Raw genomic sequence first — 12,316 nt, 5'->3', positions numbered from 1 at the left:
TTACTCCTTAAAAATGTATTTAAACATCTCATCAATTGTGGCTTTAGCAGGTATCTCAGCCTCAAAACCGCACGATTCTATGTATGACTTTGTGGTTTTACCTATGGCTATAATCCTTTTGATCCTTTTGGCAAAATCGTAACTGCCGAAGGCCTCCTTTATGTGCCAGAAGGCAGAAGGTGAGGAGAACAGTCCAAAATCAAACTCCCCTTCGGGTTTAAAGTATTCAATCTCATCTGGTATGAAATTCTCATAGACCGGTAGAACCTTAACATTCTCAAGCTCATCATAGGCCTTGTTGTATTTAAGCGCCGTTATAATAAGCACATCCTCTTTATCCTTCAAAAATTCAATCAAGGAGGAACTGTAAAACTCCTCAGGCACATAATCCAGCTGAAACCCCTTCTCCTTCAAGGCCAATGCCGTCTTCTCACCGATAGCAGCGATGTTTTTATTACACAAGCATCGGGGGTTTATCCTTTTGAAGAAGAACTCCACAGCCCTTTTGCTGGTAAACACAACCCACCTGGACGAGTTGTCCATTATAAAGTCAACGCCCCTAAAATCCATAGAGACGACGGGATGGATCTTGAATACCTCATCGTAAAGCTGTGTATATTTGACCAGATCCTCCCTGTTTGCACTAAACAGCACCCTTGCCTTATGAAACGGCCTAACTTTGGATGTTATGGCAATGTCGCTGCCGTCTGTATCGTGGCTTAAAAACAGCTCATACTCGTTTTGATCTATGCCTTTGCACTTCAACAGGAAACGCCTATCCAGCCCCTTTTCAAAACCAACCCTAACATCGATATACGGAAAAAATCTAAGCGATAAATGTTCATCAACCCCTATTCTCATAATCCCTTACCTTCTCTTTAACATATTCAACAATATCGCTAAACACAAACAGGGGGCTTATATCCCGCCTGCTGTATTTAATAATCCTCTTCAGATTTTCAGGAAAGCCATAGGTTATCTGCATAAAAAACTCATCACCCTCAAACCTTGCCAAAGCGCCTATGGGATAGTTGCACGCTGCGTTGAACTGCCTAACAAACGCCCTCTCTGAATCTATACAGATCCTTGTTTTTTCATCCTCAAGCTGTTTTAGCTCATCCCTAAACTCAAAATCCGACAGAAACTCAACGGCTATAACGCCCTGGCCTGCAGCCGGTGTCATAAACCCAAGGTCATACATATAACCCTCATCATACAAGCCAAGCCTCTTTAAGCCGCTCTTTGAGACGACTATGGCATCAATCTCACCATCTTTTAACTTTTTCAGTCTTGTATCCAGATTACCCCTCAAATCAACAAACTCAAAATCATCCCTGTATTGAATAAGCTCCGCCCTTCTCCTTAAAGAGCTCGTCCCTATCCTTGCACCCTTATCTATATCCAAGAAATTCCCCTTAAAACTGACAAAGACATCCTGCCAATAATCCCTCTCAAGGACAACAAAATCGAACCGTTCATCCTCAAACACGCTCATATCCTTTAGGCTGTGAACGGCTATGTCTATGGTTTTATCCATCAAGGCCTTCTCTATATCCTTAACAAACAGACCCTTTCCGCCAAGCTGGTATAGGGGTTTATCGGTTTTATCGCCGCCTGTCTTTATAGGCACTATCTCACACTCAAAACCCAGATCGGCCAGTCGCTTCTTTACAAACTCCGCCTGCCATAGGGCGAGTTTTGAGCCCCTTGTGCCTATCTTCAGTTGTTTTCTGAGAAGAAGCATCTTACATCCCTCTTGGACTTACTCAAACCAAACAGCCTCCTTAGCAGTTCGACATACAGATCCCCTTCTGGATGGTTCAAGAAATCCTTTATATTCATTGTCGGCTGGTGGAGGATCTTGGATATTAGCGATCTGGTCAGCTTATCCACACCGTCTATAATCTCATCATCCACCTTGTTCTTATAGATCTTCTGAAACTTATACAGCTCAAGCTTCCTTATCCTCTCGGCCGTCAGCCTTATCTGTTTTACAACCTCATCGTAATTCAGTGATTCCACATACTCCTGATACGCCTTAAGCTCATCATCTATGATCCTTTCTGCAATCTGGGCCTGTTTTTTGCGCTCCTTTAGCGTCTCATCAACGACATTCTTCAAATCGTCAATAAAGATCACAACGACATTCTCCAAATCCTCAACACCCTTTTGGGTATCCCTTGGCAGGGCTAAATCCAAGATTATGAGGTTTTTGTTGGGTATATCACACTTTTTGATTATAGGCTCTTTGGACGATGTGGCTGTAATGACAATATCGACCTCAGGCAGTATATGTCCAATCTCATCAAGGCCATAAGCGGGTGCGTTGTACTTTTCGCATAGGTCTTCTATATTGCCTTTTGTTCTGTTGGCAAGTGCATAGATGTCTGCCCCGTGTTTTGAGAAATACTCCAAAGCCAGCCTATTCATCTCTGATGAACCGATACTCAAAACCCTTTTGCCTTCCAAATCAATCAGCTTGCTGACGCCCAAATAGCCGGCATAGGCAACACTAACGGCACCCCTGGATATGTCGGTATTGGCCTTTACCACCTTTGCGGCGTGAAAGGCCCTGCGCATTATACGGTTTATCGTGGCGCCGCTTGTCAAAAACTCAACAGACCACTTATAGGCATCCTTAATCTGACCCAATATCTGCGGCTCACCAACAACCATAGAATCCAAAGAAGATGCAACCCTGAATATATGCCTTACGGCCTCTAAACCCTCCTTCACATAGAGATAACCTTCAAGCTCCTTCTTTTCAATACCCGAGTGTTTGGATAGATAGTCAACTATCCTATCCTTTACATCCCCCTCTGAGACATACAACACCTCAACCCTGTTGCAGGTCGAGATCACCATCACCTCAACAACCCCATCAATGGATTTCAACTCCCTTAGATACCTATCGAGCCTATTGTTATCAAAAGCCAACCTCTCCCTGATATCCTGAGGGGATGTGTTGTGGTTTGTGCCTATCAAAACTATACTATTCATTTTTCCCTTTCTATGGCATAATCGGCTATGGCCTCTAAATAACCCTTATAACCACTCTCAGGTAGACCCCTTATGGCCTCTTTTGCCTTATAAGAAAACTCCTTGGCCTTATCCAATGCCTTATTCAAACCCCTCTCCTTCACCGATAAAACAATATCCCTCAAAACAGATTCGTCCTTTTTATCAAAAAAGTCCACTATCCTTTCCCTTATAGACGAATCCTCCTCCATTGCATACAAAACGGGCAGTGTGATCTTGCCCTCCTTTAGATCAATCCCCACATCCTTACCCAAAACCTCAAAATCCGCCTGATAGTCGAGGCAGTCATCCTTTATTTGAAAGGCCAAACCCAAGTTCTTGCCGTATTCTTTAAAAACAGAAACAAACCCCTTATTGGCCAATATGGCGCCGCTTTCGCAGCTTGCCTCTATCAAAACAGCTGTCTTTTTATAAATCACCCTATAGTAATCATCAAAATCCACATCCACCCTAAAGGCCTGTTCTATCTCCTCTATCTCACCCTCACTCAAAATGCATGCAGCCCTTGAGATGGCCTTTGCAACATCCACATCGTAATCCAAAACGATGTTATAGGCCAATGAGTATAGATAATCACCACCCATAACAGCCGGTTTTACACCGTATATCGTGTGTGAGGCCGGCCTCCCGCGCCTGTATAGGGCATCATCGATTATATCATCATGCAACAGGCTTGCCGTATGGATCAATTCAACGGCACTGCCCACAACAAGCGCATCCTGCGGTCTTTCTATACCCAAAGACAAAGCAGAATACAATACAAGCAGAGGCCTGAGCCTTTTGCCGTCTTCTATAACCTGCCTATAGACCTTTCTTGTAAGCTCACTCTCTGGTTTTATCAAAGCAGCCAATGTTTCGTTAACCGCCTGTATATCCCTCTTTATGGCCAATTTAAGTTTTATATTCATCCTCACTCCCCGCAACAACTATACTGACGACACTGTCGCCCTCATCCAAGTTTATAAGCTTAACCCCTCTTGCCGCCCTGCTGAATACACTGATGGAATCTGCATCCATCTTTATCATCTTACCGTTCTTTGTTACAACAATAACATCATCTGTATCCTTTAGCGACAAGCTGCCTGCAACACTGTCGTTTTCTTTTAGCTTTATACACCTGACACCCTTTGCACCCCTGTTAACCTTCCTTATATCCGAAACCCTCAACAGCTTACCAAGTCCACTCTCCGATACAACTATGAGCTTTGTGTGCTTCTCTTTATTGAAGTTAAAGGCGCTTACAACACTATCGCCTTCGGCTAAATTTATACCCCTGACACCGGCTGCTATCCTTCCCATATCCCTTACGCTATTTGCATCAAACCTAACACACATGCCACGCCTGGTGGTTATAATCACCTCATCCCCCTCTGCCACACTAAAGACGCTTACCAGGGAATCCTGCTCATTCAACCTGATAGCCATTTTGCCGTTTGAGGGTATGTTTTCAAAGTGCTCAAACGAGGAGCGCTTAACCGTTCCTGCCGCTGTTGCAAAGAACAGGCTATCGGCCTTGCTTATAGGAACGATCGTCTTAACAAACTCCTGCGGCTGCAGGTTCAATATATTTACAATGGGCCTGCCCTTGGCCGATGGTGATTGCCTGGGAATATTGTAAGCCTTAATTGAATAGACCCTGCCTAAGTTGGTAAAGCACAGAAGCGTATTAAGGCTGTTTGTTAAAAAGATGTCGGTTATGTAATCGTTATCGGAGAATGTTGCGGCCATCCTGCCCTTGCCGCCCCTGTTCTGGGTTGAATAGACATCCAAAGGCACGGCCTTTACATAGCCCTTTTTGGAGAATGTTATAATCAACTGCTCATCCTTTATAACATCCTCAACACCTATATCGACAACACCGTCTAAAATCTGCGTCTTCCTCTCATCGGCATAGGTCTGCTTAACATAGACAAGCTCATCCTTTATAACACCCTTCAGAATAGACCTATTTCTCAAGATACCTTCGTAATACTCTATATCCTTTAAAACCTGATTGTATTCATCGATCAGCTTCTGCTTCTCCAAGGCCACCAATCGTGCAAGCTTCATATCCAAGATGGCCTGGGTCTGCTTATCGCTTAGCTTAAACCTCTTCTTCAGCCTTGCTCTGGCTTCCTGGGTGGATTGGGAGGATTTTATGATAGCTACAACCTCGTCTATGTTGTCTAATGTTATCAAAAGACCCTCAAGTATATGGGCCCTATCCTTGGCCTTTGAGAGTAAAAACGAGGTGCGCCTTTTTACAACCTCTATCCTGTGCTCAACAAAGACGCCAATGGCATCCTTAATATTCAAAAGCCTCGGTGTGTTATCAACCAAAGCCATCATATTCACGCCAAATGTCGTCTGTAGGTTTGTGTATTTAAAGAGCTTATTCAGTATGACCTTGGGCTGTTCATCCTTCTTTATCTCTATAACGATCCTGACGCCTTCCTTATTGGACTCATCCCTCAAATCGGCTATGCCCTCGATCTTTTTATCCTTAACCAGCTGGGCAATGCTTTGAAGAAGCAGGGCCTTGTTTACCTGATAGGGTATCTCATAGACCACAAGTGCCTGCCTGTTTTTAATCTTCTCCTCTTTTACCTTCGCCCTGAGCGTAATCTTGCCTATACCCTTTTTATAGGCCTCTTTTATTGATTTTGTATCGAAACAGATACCCCCTGTTGGGAAATCAGGGCCCTTTATATAATTCAAGATCTCATCGGTTGATATATCACCATCGCTATCAAGGTAAGCCAGGCATGCATCTATAATCTCACCCAAGTTATTCGGTGGGATCTTTGTTGCAAAACCGACGGCTATACCGTCTGTGCCGTTCATCAACAGGTTGGGTATAAAGGTCGGCAAAACCGACGGCTCCTGAAGTGAATCATCGTAATTGGGCACAAAATCAACGCTGTTTTTATCTAAATCCTTCAACATCTCCTCTGCAATCTTAGACAGTCTCACCTCTGTATACCTCATGGCTGCAGGGCTGTCACCGTCCAAGGAGCCGAAGTTACCCTGACCGTCTATCAAGGGATAGCGCATGGAGAAATCCTGACTCATCCTGACAAGCGCATCATAGACGGCCATATCGCCGTGTGGGTGGTATTTACCTATAACATCACCGACGACCCTTGCACTCTTCTTATACGGCTTGTTATGCTCTAAATTGAGCTCCTTCATCGCATAGAGTATCCTTCTGTGGACAGGCTTTAGGCCGTCCCTTGCATCGGGTATAGCCCTGCCCACTATGACGCTCATGGAGTAATCTAAATAGGATTGTTGCATCGTATCCTTTATATCAACAGGAAAAATATTCTTATCGGAAAACAGATCCTTCATCTATTCAACCTCACACATCCAAATGTTTGACGAACTTGGCGTTTTTCTCGATAAACTCCTTCCTCAGTTGCGGATTATTACCCATAAGCATATTAAAGACCCTATCGGCCTCCTCGGCATCGCTTATCGTGACCTGCAGAAGCCTCCTTGTCTTTGGATCCATTGTTGTCTCCCACAGCTGTTGAGGGTTCATCTCACCAAGACCCTTATATCTTTGAATCTCAAGACCCTTCTTTGCCCTATCCTCAATAAAAGAGAGCATATCCTTTATTGTTTTAAACTCCATTATCTCACCCTTAACCTTAGCCCTAAAGGGCGGTGAGCCGAGCATGTTTTTAGATGGGGCGTACTGGCTTATGAGTTTATACTCATGCGAGCTGAAAAACTCCTTATTGATGAATATCTCCTTCTCCTCATTGTCCACCTCAAACCTGAAGATAAACGAATCGCCCTGCTGCTCTATCTGCTTTATTACGATGTCGGAATTCTCCTTCAAACACCCATTAAGCCTATCCCTAACCGTATCCAAATCATTAAAATCGTCTATTGATGGGGATACAATAGACAAGCACCTGACGATCTCCTCTGATGGGTAAACCTTTGAGAGTTTATCAACCATACCCTCATACACAAGCAGCTTATCCAAGATGGCCCTGAATTCGTCTTTGGATAGCTCCTTACCATCGACAATAGGAATAAACTCATCTATACCCTTGTTTATCAAAAACTCCTTCATCTGCTTCTCATCTTTTATGTAAAACTCCTTTTTACCTATCTTACACCTGTAAAGCGGGGGCTGGGCGATATAGACATAACCGTTTTCAATAAGCTCCCTGAAGTATCTAAAAAACAGTGTCAATATCAATGTCTGGATATGACTTCCATCAACATCCGCATCGGTCATGATGATGATCTTGTGATACCTGACATCATCTATATTAAACGATTCATTGACACCCGTGCCTATAGCCGTGATTATGTTTCTGATCTCCTCACTCTCCAATACCTTCTTTAGGTTAGTCTTTTCTGTGTTTAATATCTTACCCTTTAGAGGCAGAATAGCCTGATAGACCCTATCCCGTGCCTGTTTTGCAGAACCGCCTGCAGAATCACCCTCAACCAAGAATAACTCTGCTTTTGATGGATCCTTCTCCTGGCAGTCGGCCAACTTACCGGGCAATCCCTTTGATTCAAATACGGTTTTTCTCCTTATGAGCTCTTTGGCCTTCCTTGCCGCCTCCCTTGCATTAAAGGCCCTTAAAACCTTATCTATGATAAGCCGTGCAATCTGCGGATGCTCCTCAAAATACTCATTCAGCTTCTCATACAACCCCGTCTGAATCACATTCTTTATATCCGTATTGACGAGTTTGGTCTTTGTCTGGCCCTCGAATTGGGGGTTGGGCAGCCTAACGGATAGAACGGCGACGATACCCTCCCTTACATCATCGCCGTTAAAGACGATGTTGTTTTTGATTAGGTTGTTGTTTTTTGCGTATCTATTAATGGTTTTGGTAAGCACACTCTTGAAAGCCGAAAGGTGCACACCGCCCTCAACGGTATTTATGGAGTTTGCAAATGTATAGATGGTTGATGAGTATGTGTCGGTGTATAAAAACGCAAGCTCAACTAAAACAGAACCCTCTGTTATATTGAAATAGACCGGCTCATCAAATAGCTTCTTTTTGGTTTTGGATAGATACTCAACAAACGAAATAAGGCCTTTATCATACTGGAATGTCTCAGACTTTCCTACCCTTCTATCTGTGAGGCTTATCTTTATGCCTTTGTTTAAGAAGGCAAGCTCCCTAAACCTCTTAAGGAGTATATCATAGCTGAACTCGGTGGTTTCGAATATCTCCTTATCCGGCAGGAATGTTATCGTCGTTCCGCTGCTTTTGGTCTCACCGATAACCTCTAAGTCGCCCGTTGGCATTCCCCTTTCGAATCGCTGTGTATAAATCTTACCATCCCTTTTAACCTCAACAACGAGCCACTCAGAAAGCGCATTAACAACACTTATTCCAACGCCGTGCAGACCGCCTGAGACCTTATAATTCTTATTATCAAACTTTCCACCGGCATGGAGTGTGGTCAAAACCAAGGTGACAGCCGGTATCTTCTCAACGGGGTGTATATCGACCGGTATACCCCTTCCGTTATCCTCCACCGTTATGGAGTTATCCTCGTTTATGTAAACATTTATCGTATCGCAATAGCCGGCCATGGCCTCATCTATCGAGTTGTCCACAACCTCATAAACCAGATGGTGGAGTCCCTCAACCGATGTGCCGCCTATATACATGGCCGGTCTTTTTCTAACCGCCTCTAAACCCTTTAAAACCTTTATATCTTCAGCTGTGTATTTAGCCAACTTCAACTCCCCTATCCTAAAGTAATTGTATTGTGGTTTTCGTATGCCCCAAGCGTCGTTATAACACTCTGGTTTGGTAAATCGCCAATCAAATCAAACGCCTCTTTCTGGATCTGCAGATCTAAATCCCCCTCTAAATCATCTATAAGCAAAATAGGCTCAATGCCCGAGCTATTATACATTTTTACTATACTCAAAACAATACATAGGAGTGATATTTTTTTCTCACCGACCGATGAGTAAAAGAACAGATCCCTCCCATTTAGGGTTATCTTCAGGCTATCCTTCTTAAAACCGAACAACACCCTTCTTTTTTGCTTCTCCTTTTCAAAGATATCCGGTTGGTATTTACCTATCTCATAGTCGACTTTAAGCTCCTTTGGGAAGAAGTTTAAAAAGCACTCTTTTATATCCTTTTGCACCTTTAGGATAAACTCCCTTCTTTTTAGCGATATATCGTTGACTATGGGCTCTATGTTTTTGTTTAACACATCTATTATGCTGTGTTCTATATTGGGGTTTGAAAAAGCCTTCCTTTTGAGTCTGTTAACCCTTTTGTATTCAATCAGTTTATCGATTATCGATTTATCGTAAGAGCTTATGCCCCTGTCTATAAGGGAAAACAGATAATCCTTGCTTTTGAACGATATAAACGAGTTTATGGAATAATCCAGGCAGGCAAAGGTCTTTTTCAGATCAACAACCCTTGTGGGTTTTGTGTCCAATCTTAGATACTTTTTGTTGTCTTCTATCTTTACCTGCACATTATGCCCATCAACGGCTGCACTGAGTATGGTTGGCTTTAATTGATCCTTTTGCAAAACCCTCAAATTATTCTTAAACGGGTGGCCGTTGAGTATCAGGTATATAGCCTCTAATAGATTGGTCTTACCTGCACCGTTTCTGCCCTTGATGATGTTGATCTTGTCGAATTTTACCTCCAATAGGTCGAAGTTTCTAAAGTTTGTGATAATGACGTTTTTTATGAACATTACTCTATTATTGGCGTCATTATGTATTTATAGCTGTATTGATCCTCACTGCTTTCAAACATGATGGGCTCTTCAGCGCTTCTGTATAGCAATACAACACTGTCTGCCTCTATCTGATTTAGAAAATCCAGTATGAATTTTGAGTTTAGTTTTATTATCAGATCCTTTTGTGCCTCAAGCGGGTTTATTTCTATAACATCTTCAGCTGTCTCACCTTCTGAGTTTTGCCCGACTAAGGACATGGTTTTTTCGTTTATGTCTATCTTTACCGTTATGTCCTTATTCTCTGAGAGTATTGAGCTCCTCTTTACGCCGTCTTTCAGTTTCTCTTTGTCTATTTCTATGGAGTTTGATGTCTCTCTATCGAGCAGTATCTGGTTGTAATCTGGGAAGTTGCCGCTTATGAGTTTTGATACGATTATGAGGTTGTCCTGCTTTATTAGAAGCTCGTTTTCGCCCCTGTATAGTTCAACATCGCCTTCTAAGGATAATCTGCTTATAAGTGTTGCTCCGGCGTTTTCTATTATAAGGCTTGTCTGTGTCTGGTTCTGGTTCTCCGTCTTTATGTTTATGAGTCTGTAGTGGTCTGTGGCTGTTGCTTTTGTCTGTTGCTCTTCTACTTCTACGAATACGCCTGTGTATTCCCTGGCTATATCGTTTTTATCCGGGCAGTATATTGTTTCTTTTATGAGTTTTTTTAGTTTCTCTGCCTTGATTGTGCAAATCTTTTGAGTGTTTTCTGGGTGTTTTACCTTTGGAAACATCTGGGGGTCTTGAACCTTTATCTTTGTTTTGAAACCCGATGATTTTATGGTTATTGTTTTTCCTTCAGGATCCAATTCAATTGTTTCTTCCTTTATCTCCCTTAGGATATTGGCAAGCTTTTGTGGGTCTGTTGTGAAGCTTAGGCTGCTGTCTGTTTTTGTTTCTATTGTTTTCTCTATTGATGTTATGTTGTTTAGAGCTGTTCCTTTTATCCCGTTTTCATCTATTTCTATCAGGATATTCGATAGTATGCTGTCTTTTTCTTTGGCTGTTGATAGCATCAGCTCACCTATTAGATCCCTTAGGGCTTTTGTTTGGATGTTTACTGACATGTTTTCATCCTCCTATTTTTGTTTTTTCTTTTTTTTGTTTAGCAGTAATAATAAGGCCTTTTTAAATGTCATTTTACTCTGCTTTTGCTTTTCTTTTGGGATTTTCTCTTTTCAATTAATCTGTCATTATCTTTGCTGTAATTGATAGCCCTATCTGAGTTGGCTGTTTTTTTGACAGGTTTTATCCCTTTTTGGGGGTTTTTTGAAAGGTTTTTAGACATCTGTTATCTCTTTTTCGATTTCCTCGACCTTCTTTTTGAGGTTTATGTCCTTTTCTATCTCTTTCTCTATCTTTTTACATGCGTTTATGATTGTTGCGTGGCTCTTGACGCCGAATTTCGCCTTGATTTCTGGGAGTGAGTTTTTTGTTATCTTTCTGGTTAGATACATGGCTATTTCCCGTGGTATTAGAATTTCCTTTTTTCTTGTTGAGGATTTTAACTCCTCCACGCTAATACCGAAGTGTTTGGCCACGGTTTTTTGTATGTTTTCTGCTGTGAGCATCTTTTCCTTTCTTATAACTATGTCCTGAAGAATGGTTTTAACTAAATTCAGTGTTACCGGTTTTCTCATTATGGACTTATATGCCGATATCTTAATCAATGCCCCTTCTATCTCCCTAACATTTGAGCTTATACTTGATGCTATAAACTCAACGATCTCCTGATTTAGGTCAAGGTTAAACAGCTCGGCTTTTTTTCTTATAATGGCTATGCGTGTTTCAAGCTCAGGCGGTTGTATATCGACGATTAGGCCCCAGCTGAAGCGTGATTTTAGCCTGTTTTCTATATCCGGTATGTCGTTTGGCGGTTTGTCGCTTGTTATGACTATCTGTTTTTGGTTCTCATATAGAGCGTTGAAGGTATGAAAGAACTCCTCCTCTGTTCTCTCTTTTTTTGATATAAACTGTATGTCGTCTATAAGCAGGCAGTCTAAATTCCTGTATTTGTTCCTGAATTGCGTCATTTTTTTGTATTGTATGGAGTTTATAAGCTCGTTTGTAAATTCCTCACTCGATATGTATAAAACCCTGGCATTGGGGTTGTTCTTCTTGATTGAGTTCCCTATGGCATGCAGAAGATGGGTTTTACCTAAACCCACACCGCCGTAGATGAACAACGGATTATACGCCTTGGCCGGGTTTTCGCTAACGGCCACGCTTGCCGCATAAGCCAATTGATTGCTCGGCCCGACGACGAAGTTTTCAAAGCCGTATTTGGGGTTTAGGTTGTCCTTTTCCTGGGTTTTTATGATGAGCTCTATCTTTGGAAGCCTGTTGAATACCAATTTTAGGCTCTCTTTTAGTTGGTTTTTGTATTTGGATTTTAAGAGTTCCTTTATTTGCTCACCCGGTATGGCTAAGGTGATCTTCTCCTCCGATACAAAGATAGGCTCAATTAGGGAGAGTTTCTCTAAATCCTGCGTCTCCACCTTGTTTTTTAGATTCTCTATCACCTTTTCCCACATAGCGCCCCATTATATTA

At 42.2% G+C, this 12,316-nt stretch carries 9 protein-coding genes; all 9 read right to left on the bottom strand.

Features of this window, described 5'->3' with window-relative positions:
* The 9 genes from D891_RS0100215 to dnaA all read right to left on the bottom strand — a co-directional run bounded on the left by D891_RS0100215 (nt 1) and on the right by dnaA (nt 12,299).
* Nucleotides 1-861 carry a uroporphyrinogen-III synthase gene (locus D891_RS0100215; protein ID WP_025209039.1) on the bottom strand — a complete coding sequence of 287 codons (861 nt, stop codon included), beginning with the start codon at nt 859-861 and terminating at the stop codon, nt 1-3.
* Nucleotides 845-1,744, bottom strand: a complete 900-nt coding sequence (gene hemC, locus D891_RS0100210) for a hydroxymethylbilane synthase (protein ID WP_025209038.1) — start codon at nt 1,742-1,744, stop codon at nt 845-847. The genes D891_RS0100215 and hemC overlap by 17 nt, the downstream gene beginning before the upstream one ends.
* Entirely contained in the window at nt 1,720-3,000 is a 1,281-nt protein-coding gene (gene hemA / locus D891_RS0100205; protein WP_025209037.1) for a glutamyl-tRNA reductase, read from the bottom strand. The genes hemC and hemA overlap by 25 nt, the downstream gene beginning before the upstream one ends.
* On the bottom strand, nt 2,997-3,947 hold the full coding sequence (locus tag D891_RS0100200) for a polyprenyl synthetase family protein (protein WP_025209036.1): 951 nt from the start codon (nt 3,945-3,947) through the stop codon (nt 2,997-2,999). Before D891_RS0100200 ends, hemA begins: the two co-directional genes overlap by 4 nt.
* Nucleotides 3,931-6,369 carry a DNA gyrase subunit A gene (gyrA, locus tag D891_RS0100195; protein ID WP_025209035.1) on the bottom strand — a complete coding sequence of 813 codons (2,439 nt, stop codon included), beginning with the start codon at nt 6,367-6,369 and terminating at the stop codon, nt 3,931-3,933. The genes D891_RS0100200 and gyrA overlap by 17 nt, the downstream gene beginning before the upstream one ends.
* A gap of 10 nt (nt 6,370-6,379) precedes the next feature.
* Entirely contained in the window at nt 6,380-8,743 is a 2,364-nt protein-coding gene (gyrB, locus tag D891_RS0100190) for a DNA topoisomerase (ATP-hydrolyzing) subunit B (RefSeq protein ID WP_029951837.1), read from the bottom strand.
* Nucleotides 8,744-8,754: 11 nt separating this feature from the next.
* Nucleotides 8,755-9,735: an AAA family ATPase gene (locus D891_RS0100185; RefSeq protein ID WP_025209033.1), complete on the bottom strand. Its 981-nt coding sequence runs from the start codon at nt 9,733-9,735 to the stop codon at nt 8,755-8,757.
* Nucleotides 9,735-10,832, bottom strand: a complete 1,098-nt coding sequence (gene dnaN / locus D891_RS0100180) for a DNA polymerase III subunit beta (protein WP_025209032.1) — start codon at nt 10,830-10,832, stop codon at nt 9,735-9,737. Before dnaN ends, D891_RS0100185 begins: the two co-directional genes overlap by 1 nt.
* 213 nt (nt 10,833-11,045) lie before the next feature.
* The gene (gene dnaA / locus D891_RS0100170) at nt 11,046-12,299 is read right to left on the bottom strand and encodes a chromosomal replication initiator protein DnaA (RefSeq protein WP_025209031.1); all 1,254 of its coding nucleotides are present in this window, start codon (nt 12,297-12,299) and stop codon (nt 11,046-11,048) included.
* Nucleotides 12,300-12,316 lie beyond the last annotated feature (17 nt).

The sequence above is a fragment of the Hippea sp. KM1 genome (genome assembly GCF_000526195.1).
Taxonomy (GTDB): Bacteria; Campylobacterota_A; Desulfurellia; order Desulfurellales; family Hippeaceae; genus Hippea.
Note: the sequence above shows the minus strand (reverse complement) of the source record. Positions and strands in the feature narration are given on the sequence as shown.